Consider the following 15661-nt stretch of genomic DNA (forward strand, 5'->3'; position numbering starts at 1 on the left):
CATGACAAATGGCTTCGGGTACGACCTCTTTTGTGTGTTAGTAGAACTGCTCAGCTATAGCCCCAAATACTCTTTAATACCGGCAACTACTGCCGCGGCTATCCGCTGCTGATAATCAGCCGAATAGAGCAGAGACTCATCATTGGCATTACTTAAATATCCGCATTCGAGCAGAATGGCGGGCATTTTGGTTTCTCTTGTGACATATAGACTGCTCTTGCGTATACCACGGTCTGAAAGTCCACTGGCGGGAACAAGATGTTTGTGCACAGTAGTGGCGAATTGTAGACTTTCTGGACGAGAGTAATACGTCTCGAAGCCACTAGGATTGCTTGTACTGCCTGTCGGAATACTATTGGCATGGATGGAGAGGAAGAGATCAGCCTTTAAATCGTTGGCAATCTTGGCTCTTTGCTGCAAAGTGGGATAGCTATCATCACTGCGGGTGAGCACAAAAGCGATATTGGGTTCATTTTTCAGTAATTCCGCTACTTTTAGCACTGTTGCTAGAGTGAAATCCTTCTCGCTGTGTTTATTGAGACTGACGCTTCCGGGGTCCTTTCCACCATGGCCGGCATCAATGACAACCAGGCGTTTGCCTGAAGTAGCAGGTGGGGTTGCAGAGGGAAAAGTAATACCTGCCGGATCTGCAATTGTAGTAGCAGTGCCTGTTGGTGAGGCAGGATCAATTCCTGTTCCGTTAAGATCAATAATAATAAGTCCGTCATTGTTATTAATCACACTATAAGTTTTGGCGCTATTTAGATCAATGACCACCCGAATCGCTGCTGGCGAATTGCTGAACAAGGAATACCGGACAGCGGAGACATCTGGATATCCTGTAACAACCATCTGTCCACTCTGACTGTTGGCGAGAGACTGACTCTGACTGAAGCTCGGTGCAAAACGGGTGTTTGGCAAATCTATAACAATCCGGTCTTTAGCAGTCATAGTGAATGTACTCGGGGACAAATTGCCATTCACGGCAATAATAAGCCGGTTGTCACTGAAGCTGAGATTGGTCAACTCTGCCTGATTAGTGTGTTCGCTTGCAGACTCCCCATCAGCGGGTGATCCGCTAATCTCTGTTTTGGTCTCGGGCAGGAGAGAAGGTTCGGAATCCGGTACAGCTACCTGATTGGTTGCAGTAGAAGCGTTATACCCTGCAGCCTTAGCAGTTGAAGTGAGATATACCGTTTTGGTAAGGTTATCCCAACCCACCGTAGTACCTGTCTCCTCCCCAACGAATCTCAAAGGAACAAGAGTAATGCTCCCGCTGAGAAAAGGAGGGTTATCCAGTTGCACCTGCCTGCCGGAGACCTCAGCCGTTGTATTATTCACAACTAGCTTTAGCGTCGTATTAGCCTGCTCAATGATCGCTGTCTTTGTGACATTATCCCATTTCACTGAATAACCAAGCTGTTCGGTTACGAGTCGAAGCGGAACCATAACACTACCGTTTACAATCTGCACTTGGGCATCTTTTGAGATCGTAAGCTCGTTACCATCCAGGTTAATATGTGTCTCGACAGATTCGGCATGACTGCTTCGCGGGAATACCACTATCAACAGGATCAGTAGCATCGCCAAAAAACCATATTTCTTCATGTGTAATCCCTACCATCCCTGTTTATTGGTCCTATGTATTATTCCTGCGTATTTTCTTTGCTGCCACAAGTGGCACATATAATGCTTTAACGACAAATGTTGGCAAAAGTTGCGGGACATTTTAGCTGGGAATATGATTATTTAGACAAGGAGAATAAGGTCTGATCATAGGAGTTATATCGGTAAATAAATAGGAGAAATGAACAGCGGATTTCCTGTCGAATGCTGCTTTAAATGCTGTATTTTGTGAAACAACTATGTATATTTTCATAAAGGACTAGACGAAACGGCAGATGAGGTTTATCCTAAGATTGTGAAAAAAATAACGGAATACAAGATTCTCGGGGTAAGGTGAAATTCCTGACCGGCGGTGATGTTCAAAGCGAACTAAGCCCGCGACTCGTTTTCTCTTTTCTACAGAGGAAGCGACTGATCTGGTGCCATTCCAGAGCCGACGGTAAAGTCCGGATGGGAGAGGATCATAAGATAAAGGCGCCAGGAGTCCTTCCTGTCAGCCTTTATTGATAATGGCCCCCGAACACTACCCTTTAGGGTAATTCGGGGGCTTTTGGTCTCTTATCGAGGGTTTGTATCGACAAGGAGAATTGGAATTATGAGTAATGTAACTGCTACATCATCCGAAGTTCGTACAGCACCTTTACGCAGTGGTTTTTGGCTGGTTGTGCTGGGTGCAGCATTGTGGGGCGTTGACCCGCTGTTTCGCATCATATTGCTAAGATCGCTGACCTCCTCGCAAATTGTCCTGCTGGAGCATGTGGTGCTTTTCCTGGCTGCTGCACCAGTGTTGTGGCGCCATCGCGCCGAGCTAAAAGGCATCCGCCTCCGTCAGGCAGGGGCATTATTGGTTGTTTCCTGGGGTGGATCTGCCGTAGCCACGATCCTGTTCACCATGGCTTTATCCAGCGGAGATCTGAATGCGGTACTCCTGCTGCAAAAGCTGCAGCCGCTGTTCGCCATCGGACTCGCCGCTCTAATCCTTAAAGAACGTCTGCCCAAAAATTTTGGGCCATTGATCTTAGTGGCACTGGCAGGCACGTATTTACTAACTTTTGGCTGGAGTATTCCTTTTGGACATGTTAACAGTTTTATTGGTGTCAGCAGTCTGATGGCGCTGGGAGCAGCCGCACTCTGGGGCGGTTCAACTGTAATGGGACGTTATCTGCTCGGCTCCATGAAATACGAGACCGTGACTTCGCTGCGCTTCATTATGGCCTTGCCTTTGCTGTTTGTGATCACCAGTCTGGAGAATGCTCCGTGGCAGATTCATGGCGGATTGGGTACTTCGGCTGCGATTGCGATCAACCTGCTGCTGCAGGCGTTGCTGCCCGGATTGCTCAGTATGCTGCTGTATTATAAAGGGCTCAGCACGACCAAAGCTTCCTTTGCTACCTTGGCGGAGCTCAGCTTCCCTATGACAGGCATAGTCCTTAACTGGATGGTGTTCGGTCAGTTGGTTACCCTACCGCAAATTATCGGTTTTGCGCTAATCTGGACGGCGTTATTCTTTATATCCAGCCAGCAGCCTAAACCGCAGATACTACCCCAAGCGTAGCCTAGTTCAGATAACTGAATTTAACATAGTACGAGGGATGTCTTAGAGGCCAAATGGTTTTTAGGATATCCCTTTTTTTGTATAGAGGTAAGAATTTAGAGGTTTCATCCATTTCTTCTTGAATAGAATGCTAAAACTGCAGAAATGTTTCAGGAGTGATCTATGGTGTCTTTTATGGAGCGTTTACAATAAGAAAGTTACGATGCAAAGTAAGAGCATTAGTACAGAACAAACGCAGTACAATGCTTTTCTGATGCGGAATATCGCCTATGTGGAAGTCACAGTCACTGGAATGAACAGGTAGGAAATGGGCTGCTGCAAACGATGTGAAAATATGGGGAGTGCCTGCCTATCACACGTTTTGGGGATTTGTGCCAAGCGTTGCTGTGCAGTCTGCTTTTTTGGCTATGCGTCGGCAGGTATTGTTTGTACAATAAGAGCTACGACAATACGCTGGGGTGTGAAGAGAAAGTGTATAAATTCAATTTATTTACCAAAATCGTCAGTGTGATGGTCATCTTACTGATTCCAATTACACTTCTTTATATTTATTCCAATAAGACGACTACTGATGTACTGCGGAGTGAGCTGAATACATCGAATAGTGATCAATTGCGCTTTTTTCAGAACCAGGTGGAGTCTAATATGGAATTGCTGGCCTCATGGCCTATTCTGTTGATCCATGATCCGGATATTCTCAGTCTCAAGGATGAGCAGTTGGAGCTTGGGCAGCTGAATCTTCATACTATGAATCTGATCAAACGGATTCAGACCAAAATCAGCATTCAAGAAAGCTCCTCCAATTGGAAGAGCAAATTATATCTCTTTTCCCCGTCTTTACAACGGCTCGTTGTTGAGAATGATGTCACAACCTATAAAGATGCAGATTTATTGCAGGAAGTGAAAGCAGGCTGGCAGGTGAATAAGCTGCAGGATCAGAGTGGGGATCGATTTCTGTTCTCCTGGTTCTCTTTCACGCCGTTTATGTCCGAATTCTCTCCCAAGAAGGTCAACTCTATCATGAAGGTAGAATTCGACAGCCGGATTATAGAGGATATGCTGGATAAATTCAAAAGTGATGGTCGTAGAGATCCCTTCTACTACAAACAAGGGACCGGGCTGATTTATAACCACAGCGCTAACCTGTTATTTGTCAATAAACTGGTCAGACGGCTGGAGCAGAAGCAGATAATGGGAAGTGAGAACCAGACGCTGGATATTGAGGGTGAATCCTACAGTGTTAATATTGTATATTCTGATAAAATGGGCTGGTATTTGATCGATTATATTCCCTTGTCAGAAATATTACAGCCCATTCATACCTCGAATCGCTTATTTTACATATCCGTCAGTGCTTTGCTGTTAATGGGCAGTTTGATAGCCTATTTATTATATGTCCAGGTGCAGGTGCCTGTAAGACATTTGATAGGGGGCTTTCAAAGGCTGAAACAGGGTGACTATTCGGCCCGGGTCGAACTCAAGGGGAAGAATGAATTCAGCTTTCTATCCGGTCGGTTTAACAGTATGGTTGAACAAACTCAAGAGCTGATCGAGAACGTCTTGATGGAGAAAATTCACGTGCGGGAAGCACGGCTGAAGCAGCTGCAATCACAGATCAATCCGCATTTTTTCTATAATTGCTTGTCCTTTATTACAAGTATGGCGAAGCTCGAGAATATGGGGGCTGTTGTTGCCATGTCGCATAATCTATCCCGCTACTATAGATACACGACAAGACAGGAACGTGATTTGGTAGCTTTATCGGAAGAGACGGAATTTGTGACTCACTACCTGGAAATTCAGGGGATGAGAATGAGCAGACTTCAATATACGGTAAATATACCGCCCCAAATGCTGAAACTGGAGCTTCCTCCATTAGTGCTGCAGCCGCTGGTTGAGAATGCAATTTTGCATGGAATCCAACCGTTGGCTGAAGCAGGAAGGGTACGGATCACTGGCTATTGCAGCGGGAAAGTGATGATGTTAACAGTTGAAGATGATGGCCAAGGCATGAATGCGGAGGACAGAGCTGAACTGGAGAGCCGGCTGGGTCAGCCGATGACGGAAGAGATGAGTTGCGGACTTTGGAATGTATACCAGAGAATGAGGCTGCGATTCGGGGATCAGGCGAGTTTGACCTTTACGGCTTCACCACTCGGGGGATTACAAGCTACACTGCAATGGCTGCTGCCATCAAATCAGGGAGGATAAGCGATGATAGAGGTATTATTGGTTGATGATGAATCCTATGTGACGGAGAGCCTGCAACGGACGATTCCATGGGCGGAATTGGGGGTTTGGAAAGTACATCAGGCAGTGTCAGGTGCACAGGCGCTCCAAATTATAGAGGAGCAGCAGATAGACATTGTGGTCACGGATATTTCCATGCCCGGCATGACCGGGCTGGAATTAATGGAGACAGTAGGTGCAAGATGGCCCAATATCCGCTCGATTCTGCTGACTGGTTATTCCGACTTTGAATATGCGAAGAAGGCGATCAGACTGCAAGCGTTTGATTATATTCTGAAACCGGTAAATGATGAGGAGTTTATCAAAAGTGTAACCGATGCCATTGAATCGTTGAAGAATGAATGGGAGGCACACGATAAATATCATCAGCTGCTATATAAGCGAAAAGGTGATTTCAGTGTGCTTCGCGCCAATCTGATGCATGATCTGCTGCTGGGTAAAGTGCTGTCGGAACGGACGCTTAAAGATAAGCTCAAAGAATATGAGGTCGCTTTTGAAATGCCTGCACCATCGGTAATTCTGCTGATTCAGCTGGGCAAGCATTATACGGCTATGGATCAGCATTCGTTCTCTCTAATGGAATATGCCATAGGCAATATTGCCGAGGAGTTATTCAAGGAGCAGTTTCATGTCTGGTTCTGCAAAGCGCCGCATGATTGCCTGCTTTTGTTGGTTGAGCTAAAAGCCGATGTTGTAAAAGAAACAGAGCTGCTGGACAACTATGAGCCTGTAAGGATGGGTTTGCTAAAGGCAGCTATAGCCGATTTTCGTATTCATGTGAGCAACTACCTAAAGGGGGATATTTCCCTTATCATTTCTAAGTGGTTTACTTTTCCCGAAGGGTTGACCTCTGTTTACAGAAGCGGGCTCGGTGCCATGTATTTGACAGCGCCTAACGAATCTAGCTCGGTGTTGTTTCTGGAAGAGCACGATGTGCAGGAGAAGGTTGCGGTCAAGTCGCTGGAAAGCCTATATCGTCCACCCACACTGATTCATCTGCTGGAATCCAAGCAATGGGAGGCCGCGCGGTTGAAGATTGCTGAGGTGTTTCGTGATATGGAGACCGCTCCTAGAGAGCATTTGTATGAAGTGTTTCTGTCCATCACCAATGCTTTTATGTATATCGCTCATAAAGGTGGACAATTCATCTCGCAAATTGACCAGTACGCCTTTGATCCCCTGCTGACCCAGAGCATTATTGTTTCACTAGAGAAGCTGCAGAACTGGGCGTATGAAATGCTGAGCAAGCTGCAGAAAGAACTGTCTGAAAGTGAGCAATCCACAAAAAGCTTTATTATTAGGCAGGTGCATGAGCTGATAGGAGGAGACGGCGGCTACGAGTTGTCGGTGAAGAGCATTGCTGAACAGGTGTATCTGCATCCAGTGTATCTCTCCAAGATCTATAAGGCCGAAACAGGAGAAGGACTTGGAGAATATATCATCCGAATGCGGATGGAACATGCACTCTATCTGCTTAAGAATACGAACAAAAAAATATACGAAATCACTACAGCGCTGGGATACCAGAACCCGCAGTACTTCAGTATTCTTTTTAAAAAGCACTACGGTATGACACCAAATGAATTTCGTGAAGGATAAGGGGGGAGAGCGCGATAAAGAAAAGGAAACGATTGTTGATATTATGTATAGGACTGCTTCTGGCCTGCGGAATTACGGGCTGTTTCGGAAAAAGGGACGCAGAGACAAAAAATATAGCAGCAAATACAGCTGGTCACACAGCTGGAGCTGTAGAAAACCTCTACAAGGATAAATATGATCCCGAAGTGACGATTACAACAGTATGGGGCGTTGATCCGGAACTGAAATTCAAGCGTGGGGAAACGATTGAGAACAATATAGCTACCCGGTGGGCCAGAGAACAATTTGGCATCCATATTCAAACACTGTGGTCGATTACGGATACGAATGGTGCTTATGAAACAAAGCTGCGGCTGTCGATGTCCTCAGGTCAGGAAATGCCGGAGGTAGTGACTGTTGGAGCCTCAGATATAACCATTGCGCAGGATTTAATCGATTCGGGACTATATGCTGAGGTGGGTGCTATGTTTGATAAATATGCTTCTAGTACTTGGAAAAAGGCGATGGCACAAGACCCTAATGTCTGGAACCAGTACAGTCGCGGCGACAAAAGAATGGGTATTCCGGTGCTCGATTATGCCTATAACCATGATTATGTTCTGTGGATTCGCCAGGACTGGCTAGATAAGCTGGGACTTAAGGCTCCCGAGACCATCGCTGAGCTGGAACAAGTCATGGAGGACTTCAAATACCATAATCCCGACGGGTTGGCGCCGGAACAGGTGACCCCGCTTAGTATTGGCTTTAAGTCTACGATGAACACCTGGATGGGCGACCCTTCCTGGATCTTCGGTGCTTATGGAACGCTCCCGCAGCAATGGAATCTGGGAGCTAACGGCAAACTAGAGTATGGCTCAATTAATGATGGCATCAAGTTGGGATTGGGGAAGCTGAAGGAATGGCTAGCCAAAGGATACATTCCGCAGGAAGCGGCACTTTGGGATGAGAATAAGACGGCTGAACCGGCAGTTGCCGGCACCGCTGGTATGATTCCCGGACCTTACTGGATGAGTGGCTGGCCGCTGCGGGATACGCTGATCCATGCTCCAGATGCTGTATGGGCACCCATTAAGCTGCCCGCTGGGCCGGGAGGCACTGTAATGCGGCATGGCACCTCTTACAATAATGGTGTAACTCTGATCAGTAGGACAATGAAGCATCCGGAAGCTTTCTTCACCTATCAGAACTATCTCTTTGATCATTATGCTGATCCTTTGCCTGGCAGCAAACTTGATAACGGACTTTTTGCTGGCTACGATTATCAACTGGATTCCACAGGAAACCGGATTGCCAATGACAAAATATCCGGTGGTTATGTCAACAGCATTCGTTATTTGCTGGTGCGGGACGGCGCACGTATTCCTGAATCTCAGCTGCAGTCGCTGCTTCATCTGGCGAGCGGCGCCGAACCCCAGACGAGACTAGAGAAGGAGGCAGTCGTTAGTTATGGTCCTGATACTCCGGCAGCAGCCAAGGTTCTACTGGCGCAAAAGGATAAATCCTTCAAGGATATGTTCACCGGACCGGCAACGGAAACCATGAAATCCAGGCTGGATTATCTGAACAAGCTGGAGAGTCAGACGTTTAACGATATTATATATGGCATTCAGCCGTTAAGCGCCTTTAATACCTTTGCAGCTGCCTGGAAATCAGGCGGAGGCGAACAAATTACGCAGGAGGTTAATGAATGGTATGCGACCGTGAAATAACTCCTGCCTGATTTCCGAATAATAAAGGACCGCCTTTCCAGTGATCTTGAACTGGTGAGACGGTCCTTATTAGTTTACCTGAGAGGTTAGTTCAAAAAGGCATCCAGCGCAACTGTAGGTTTACCTGTTGAATCAAAAGCGCCTTTAGTATAAGAGTACCAAGTGCCGTAGCACTCTGGCTCCCAATAAAATACACCCAACCCTTTGCCGCCGGTGACAGATTTAGTCTTGCTGATAATATCGGTCAGGAATGCTTTGGCAGTTGCAGGTGCGCTTACATCCATGCCAACCTCAGAGATCATGACCTCTTTCCCGTATCTGGTCACCATATCATTCATATTGGTTAAGGTTTGAGCATTCAGCGTAGACCAGTTGCTGGTAGTGGGATAAAGTGACATGCCGATGACATCGTATTTGGCGCCGTTAGTCTTCAGCCCGTCGAACATCCAGCGGAACAAGGCGTTGTCATACCCATTAGAGAGGTGGACGATTACCTTGGAGGTGCTGCTGACCGCTTTTACAGCGTTATAGCCGGAGTTGATCAATGCAGCGAAATTACTCATACTTACAGACGCTTTTCCGTCTGCCCAGAGCATCCCGTTATTAGTCTCATTGCCAACCTGCACCCATTCAGGGGTAACGCCATTACTCTTCAGTGTGTTAAGCACATCGTAAGTATGGTCATATACGGCTGTCTTTAGAGCGGTAAAGCTTTTGCTGGTCCATGCGGCCGGTTTGGTTTGATTAGCCGGATCTGCCCAAGTGTCGCTGTAATGGAAATCAATCATAATTCTAAAACCCAGCTTCTGCGCACGAACAGCCTGCTTAACAACATCGGCTTTATTGGAAAAGTTAATGGAAGGATTCACCCAGACCCGCAGCCGGATCGAGTTCATTCCATGATCCTTCAGCGTTTGCAGCACATCCTGTTTAACCCCACTGTCATTGTAAAAAGCCCAATTATAGGATTCCATCTCCGATAACCAGCCTACATCAGCCCCCTTCGCAAAAGTTGCAGCAGCCTCCGCCGGCTTGTGCTGACCCCAATTGAAACTAATACTGAGCAAGAGAGACATACAAATGAACAATTTGAAAATATTTTTGGGACTCTTTCTCATAACCAACCTCCTGGACTAAGTTTACTGTACACGCTTACATTAATTTTTCCGCCAACTGCTTACAACTTAATTCTAGGTTGAGGCCCGCGGCAAGGGTACCCATAAACAATCAACATCTATGCATTTTTGGAAATGAAATAGTCCTCAGAGTAAAAATAAACCTTTTCTCCCATACTATCTTTAATCTTGTATCTAAAATCCTTAGGAGGACTGTGGATGAAAGGCCATTCTGCTCTCGCCATCTATATACAGCTGAAAAATCGGGTAACGGTCCCTCAAGGTAAGGGAGTTACGCTGCGTGATGTGGCCTTTCTGATTACGGACCCGGAGTGGGAGGAGTCATTGTATTCTATTCTGCTGCTGCAGCCTGAACAAAGTGACGGCAACCTTATTCTCATTGATCTGCTGATGGTTATCCCCCGCATTCAGGAGCTATTGCCAACAGCTGATATTGAGCCGATTGGTGAAGGCAAAACGATCGTGCAGATTGAAGGTCCGGTTGAGGCGCGGAAACCCTCCATGGCATTGTTTGTGTTGGTCTGGCTGCTACTCTTCTTCGGTTCTGCACTGACAATCATGAATTTTCATGCGGACGTAAGCATGCAGGAGGTCCAAATTCGCATTGTAGAGATGTTAACGGGTCATCGGGATGAGCATCCGTATGCCTTTCAGGTTGCCTATTCACTGGGCATTGGTTTTGGGATGGTTATATTTTTCAACCATTTGTTCAAGAAGAAGTGGAATGAAGAGCCAACTCCACTCGAAGTAGAGATGTATCTGTACCAGAAAAATATCGACCATTATGTGGTTAATGAGGAATACAGCAAAATGAAGAATCGTCAAGAAGTGAGTCAAGCTGATAATCCGGAGGGCTGATCATGACTGCACCGATCTCATTAGGACTGAATCTGTTGCTGGGTATTGCGGGAGGGATCGCTGTGGGCGGCGGGGTTATCGCGCTTATTATTGTGCTGGATATGGTGCCCCGGCTGGCCCAGTTGACTTCTTCCTACGATAAAGTGCACTGGTATGAAGGTGCTTTGGTGGGTGGGTCACTGCTTGGTACTGTAAGTGATTTTTGGAATTGGAGGTTATCAGCAGGCCCTATAGTGGAGTTAGGGGTTGGGCTGTTTGATGGAATTTTTGTGGGAATGTTGGCAGCGGCTTTAACGGAGGTGTTAAATGTGCTGCCTATATTAGCCAAACGTCTGAATATGACTCACCATTTATTCGGATTACTAATGGCGATGGTTGCAGGCAAGGTCGCAGGTTCTTTATTCGATTGGTTTGTATATCGACAATAAATAGGGGGCTATTGGAATGGTCAAATATATTCACAGCGGCGATTACGTAGAGCAGGAGAATAATATAACACCCGCTGCGGAAGGGGAAAGTAACGCAGAAACAGGTGCAGAAGAGGACAACCCGGGCATAACACCAGCTTCTGATGCTGACCAAAGTGTGAGCACCACCGAAGGTGCTGAGCCTGAGCCTGAGGCTCAGGCTGATTGCGGACAGCAAGAGCAAGAAGCACAGGTGGCTGACCAGCCCGCCGAACAGAAGCCGGATGCAAGAGATCCTGGAGTGGACGCCGGAGTGGATGCTGGGGCAAGCACTGGAGCAGCAATTGACGGCGATCAGGACTCTGAAACCTCAGCTGAGCTGGGCACTGAAGAGAAGGAAGAGTCCAATAAAGGATTCTTCGCACAATTGTTTGGTACAGACGCAGAAGAGGATGAGCAGAAAGAGAAGGTTCCTGCGGAGCCGAGCGTTGGAGACTCTAAAGAAGCAGAGCCTGAAGCGGATGCTCAAACCGCAGACGTGGGGGTGGATTCAGGAGCAACTGGTTATGGCAAACAGGATATTGAGCCATCAGACGGACTGGGTACACCCGAGCAAGAGGGCGCAAAAAATACGGAGGCTGCTGCCCCGGCAGAGGAGAACAGCACGGACTCTACAGCAGGCGACGGTGGACAGCAGCAGGACGCGGAAGCTTCAGATGAACTGGGCGCTGAGGAGCAGGAAAGTTCCGGCAAAGGTTTTTTTGCCAGATTATTTGGGTTGGGTACTGACGTAGATGAGGACGAAGACACAGAGATGCCGGACCCCAAAGCACAGGCAGCAGGAGAGGCTGAATCGGCGCAGCCGCCCAAGGAGCTTAAGCAGGCTAAAGAGCCAGCGCAGGATTCCAGCCAGGAAAATAACAAAGTTGATCCGCTGCAAAAAAAAAGAGACTCAGAACGATCAGATTCGATAGAGGAGTCGATTACTTACTGGCAAGGCCATGATAATATCCCACCCTCTTTAGAGGATGCCAAAAATACGCTGACTGAGGTAATGGGGCTTGGCTCATCCTTCGACGTGGTGTTCAGGGAAATGTCCTTTGGTGGGCACAAGGCGGCATTGCTCTGTATTAGCGGATTTGCCAAGGATACAATAATGGATGAGATCTTAAAGCGGTTGACCTATCTCACACCGGAGAATTTATCTACGGATGTGTTTGCCAGCTTTATGAACGAATATATTCCGCATATTCAGGTGGAGAAAGGTCAGCTGTTAAGTGAGTGCATTAATAAGGTGATGTCCGGAATGAGTGCTATCTTCATTGAAGGCGAGACGCAGGTGATTGTGATGGATACCCGCACATACCCTTCGCGCAATCCGGATGAACCTTCGATTGAACGAGTCGTACGGGGCTCACGAGACGGGTTTACAGAAACCCTGCTAAGCAATGTTGCGCTTGTAAGAAGACGGATACGTGATCCGGGACTGAAGTACGAAATGCATCAGGTCGGGCGTCGGACAAGAACGGATGTCTGCGTAGCCTACATTGACGACATTGTGGATAAGACGCAGGTGAAGGCCGTTACAGACAAAATAAAAAGTGTTAATGTCGACGGGATTCCTCTTGCGGATAAACAATTAGAGGAGGCGATCGTTGGCGGCGGCTGGAATCCGTATCCGTTGGTCCGCTATTCTGAACGTCCCGATACAGTGGCTTCTCATTTGTTAGAAGGGCGTGTTGTTGTTTTTGTGGATACTTCACCTAGTGTTATGGTTCTTCCAACAACGTTTTTTGACCTCTGCCAACATGCGGAAGAGAACCGTCAAACTCCTTTTATGGGCACGTACTTGCGCTGGGTCCGCTTCATTGGTATTTTTGCATCCATGTTCCTACTGCCGCTCTGGATGCTGTTGGTTATACATCCTGAACTAAAGCCAGCGATGCTTGAATTTATCGGGCCGCAGAAGACAGCCAAAATCCCCTTGCTTGCCCAGTTTCTCATCGTTGAGCTTGGGGTCGATCTATTGCGGATGGCTGCGGTGCATACACCTACTCCGTTAGGGTCAGCGATGGGCCTGATTGCCGCGATATTAGTTGGAGACATTGCGGTGCAGACCGGTTTATTTGTTAATGAGGTAGTTCTGTATATGGCGGTAGCCTCGATAGGGATGTTCGCGACACCAAGCTATGAGCTGGGGCTGGCGAACCGCATTGTCAGGCTGGCACTGCTGATTGCTGTTGCCGCCTTCCAAGTTCCAGGTTTTATGATCGGCTCTACATTACTCATTGTGCTGCTGACTACACACCGCTCGTACAATTCCTCCTATTTGTGGCCGTTTATACCTTTTAATGCAAAGGCGATGGGTGAGATTATTCTGCGCCAGCCTGTTTTATATTCAAAAACAAGGCCGTCATTCAACAAAACCAGAGATAACACGAGAATGCCGCCTATCCAAGAGAATGAGAAACAATCGTAGGAAAATACAAATCAACTGCGAATTAGTCCATTCAATGGTGTTCCACCCGTCTGCTATACTGAATACAATAAGACGGATGGAATAGGATATTCCACAGAAATTGGAGGACTGCACAATGTTTTTACACGGGACGAGCCGAATTAACGATGCTGGACATCTGGAAATCGGCGGATGTGATGTAACTGAATTGAAGGCGGAATATGGAACCCCACTGTATATATTGGACGAGCAACTAGTCCGGCGCCGCTGCAGCGAATATATGGACGCTTTTAAAACTTCTGGACTTGGTTTTCAGGTCGCTTATGCCAGCAAGGCCTTTTCAGTAATGGCGATGTGTCGTTTGGCTGATGAAGAAGGTTTGTCGCTTGACGTGGTTTCAGATGGTGAGCTCTACACAGCACTGAAGGCTGGCTTTCCGGCGGAGCGTATTCATTTTCATGGCAACAACAAGACCCCAGACGAGATTGAAATGGCGATTGATGCCCGTATTGGCTGCTTTGTAGTAGATAATCTGATTGAACTCAGCCTTTTGCAAGCCATTGCGGCTCGCAAGGAAGTAACGGTAAATATCTTGCTGCGTGTTACTCCAGGCGTTGAAGCACATACCCATGAATATACAGCAACTGGCCAGACGGATTCCAAATTCGGCTTTGATATCGGAAATGGTTCTGCATATGAAGCTATTCAAGCGGCAGCAAGCAAAAGTAATTTGAACCTGCTGGGTGTGCATTCCCACATCGGTTCGCAAATTTTTGAAACCGAAGGCTTCCAACTTGCCGTTGAGCGTGTGGCTGGCTTTGCACGCAGTGTCAAGGAAGGTTTGGATGTGAATTTCCGGGTTGTCAATCTGGGTGGGGGCTTTGGCATTCGTTATGTTGCCGGTGATACACCACTGCAGGTATCGGAATACGTGCTTGCCATCACGGACGCAGTGAAGACCCATTTTGCCGGAATTTATAGTGTATTGCCGGAGATTTGGGTAGAACCCGGCCGCAGTATCGTTGGCGATGCTGGAACCACGTTGTATACCGTAGGTACCAACAAGGATATTCCCGGCGTACGCAAGTATGTTGCGGTAGACGGAGGAATGACCGATAATCCTCGTCCTGCTCTGTATCAGTCCAAGTACGAGGCGTTGCTGGCTAACCGTGCCAATGATGCAGCAACGGAGAAGGTCTCCATCGCAGGTAAATGCTGTGAGAGCGGGGATATGCTGATTTGGGATGTAGAACTGCCGGAGGCTGTAAGTGGCGATTTGCTGGCTGTGTCCTGCACGGGTGCTTACAACTACTCCATGGCGAGTAATTACAACCGGATTAGACGTCCTGCTGTAGTCTTCGTACAGAATGGACTGAGTGATCTTGTGGTGCGTCGTGAAACCCATAACGATCTTATCGCTAATGATATTGTACCGGCGCGTATTGCCAAGCAGGCGGTTGCGAAGTAACAAGTCTTAACTGCCAGTGAGGAATCAGCCTAAGCAAAGCCTAGTGGGAAAGCTCCTGCTTGGCTTTGCTTTGTGCGGGGTTTCATAGTAAAATAATAAAAGTGTTCAACATTTGGTAAATTCGAAAGGGGTCATTTACATATGGCAAAGCAAGCGAAAGTTACACTCGAGAACGGCGGAGAAGTACTAATTGACTTATTCGATCAAGACGCTCCCAACACGGTAGCCAACTTTGAGAAGCTGGCATCTTCTGGTTTCTATAACGGTTTGGTCTTCCACCGTGTTATCCCTGGTTTTGTAGCGCAAGGCGGATGTCCTAACGGAACAGGTTCCGGCGGACCTGGTTACACCATCAACTGCGAGATCAACCCTAACAAACATGAACGTGGAAGCCTTGCTATGGCACATGCTGGCAAGAACACTGGCGGAAGCCAGTTCTACATTGCTTATGGTCCACAGCCGCATCTGGACGGAGTACACACTGTATTCGGTAAAGTTGTTAAAGGCATGGAATTTGTAGATTCTTTCAAAGGACGCGACAAAATGACTTCCGTGGAAGTTATCGAAGCGTAAATTCTAATTTGTTATTATGAAC

The 15661-nt window shown here is 47.3% G+C and carries 11 protein-coding genes and 1 riboswitch; of the genes, 9 read left to right on the plus strand and 2 right to left on the minus strand.

Going from position 1 to position 15661, the window contains the following annotated elements:
• Positions 1-54: 54 nt before the first annotated feature.
• Positions 55-1608, minus strand: a complete 1554-nt coding sequence (locus tag H1230_RS11070) for an N-acetylmuramoyl-L-alanine amidase family protein (RefSeq protein WP_239715521.1) — start codon at positions 1606-1608, stop codon at positions 55-57.
• A gap of 333 nt (positions 1609-1941) precedes the next feature.
• Positions 1942-2092: riboswitch (FMN riboswitch) on the plus strand.
• Between the two features lie 129 nt (positions 2093-2221).
• Between H1230_RS11070 and H1230_RS11075 the strand changes: the two genes are divergently transcribed.
• The 4 genes from H1230_RS11075 (at position 2222) to H1230_RS11090 (ending at position 8739) form a co-directional block, all read left to right on the plus strand.
• On the plus strand, positions 2222-3181 hold the full coding sequence (locus tag H1230_RS11075) for a DMT family transporter (protein WP_239715522.1): 960 nt from the start codon (positions 2222-2224) through the stop codon (positions 3179-3181).
• A 426-nt stretch (positions 3182-3607) separates the two neighbouring features.
• The gene (locus H1230_RS11080) at positions 3608-5392 is read left to right on the plus strand and encodes a sensor histidine kinase (RefSeq protein ID WP_239715523.1); all 1785 of its coding nucleotides are present in this window, start codon (positions 3608-3610) and stop codon (positions 5390-5392) included.
• A gap of 3 nt (positions 5393-5395) precedes the next feature.
• Positions 5396-7030, plus strand: a complete 1635-nt coding sequence (locus tag H1230_RS11085; protein ID WP_239715524.1) for a response regulator transcription factor — start codon at positions 5396-5398, stop codon at positions 7028-7030.
• Between the two features lie 32 nt (positions 7031-7062).
• On the plus strand, positions 7063-8739 hold the full coding sequence (locus H1230_RS11090) for a type 2 periplasmic-binding domain-containing protein (RefSeq protein ID WP_481857131.1): 1677 nt from the start codon (positions 7063-7065) through the stop codon (positions 8737-8739).
• An 86-nt stretch (positions 8740-8825) separates the two neighbouring features.
• Here H1230_RS11090 and H1230_RS11095 read toward each other — a convergent pair whose 3' ends face one another.
• The gene (locus H1230_RS11095) at positions 8826-9857 is read right to left on the minus strand and encodes a glycoside hydrolase family 53 protein (protein ID WP_239715526.1); all 1032 of its coding nucleotides are present in this window, start codon (positions 9855-9857) and stop codon (positions 8826-8828) included.
• Positions 9858-10073: 216 nt separating this feature from the next.
• Between H1230_RS11095 and H1230_RS11100 the strand changes: the two genes are divergently transcribed.
• The 5 genes from H1230_RS11100 to H1230_RS11120 all read left to right on the plus strand — a co-directional run bounded on the left by H1230_RS11100 (position 10074) and on the right by H1230_RS11120 (position 15639).
• Complete coding sequence (locus tag H1230_RS11100) at positions 10074-10733, plus strand: stage V sporulation protein AA (protein ID WP_239715527.1); 660 nt, start codon at positions 10074-10076, stop codon at positions 10731-10733.
• A 2-nt stretch (positions 10734-10735) separates the two neighbouring features.
• A complete protein-coding gene (locus tag H1230_RS11105; protein ID WP_239715528.1) occupies positions 10736-11161 on the plus strand; it encodes a stage V sporulation protein AB in 426 nt (141 codons plus the stop codon).
• 793 nt (positions 11162-11954) lie between these two features.
• Positions 11955-13619, plus strand: a complete 1665-nt coding sequence (locus H1230_RS11110; RefSeq protein WP_239717255.1) for a spore germination protein — start codon at positions 11955-11957, stop codon at positions 13617-13619.
• Positions 13620-13734: 115 nt separating this feature from the next.
• The gene (gene lysA, locus H1230_RS11115) at positions 13735-15066 is read left to right on the plus strand and encodes a diaminopimelate decarboxylase (RefSeq protein ID WP_239715529.1); all 1332 of its coding nucleotides are present in this window, start codon (positions 13735-13737) and stop codon (positions 15064-15066) included.
• Between the two features lie 141 nt (positions 15067-15207).
• Positions 15208-15639 carry a peptidylprolyl isomerase gene (locus H1230_RS11120; RefSeq protein WP_154118469.1) on the plus strand — a complete coding sequence of 144 codons (432 nt, stop codon included), beginning with the start codon at positions 15208-15210 and terminating at the stop codon, positions 15637-15639.
• Positions 15640-15661: the final 22 nt, after the last annotated feature.

The sequence above is a fragment of the Paenibacillus sp. 19GGS1-52 genome (assembly GCF_022369515.1).
In the GTDB taxonomy this organism is placed as follows: Bacteria; Bacillota; Bacilli; order Paenibacillales; family Paenibacillaceae; genus Paenibacillus_AQ.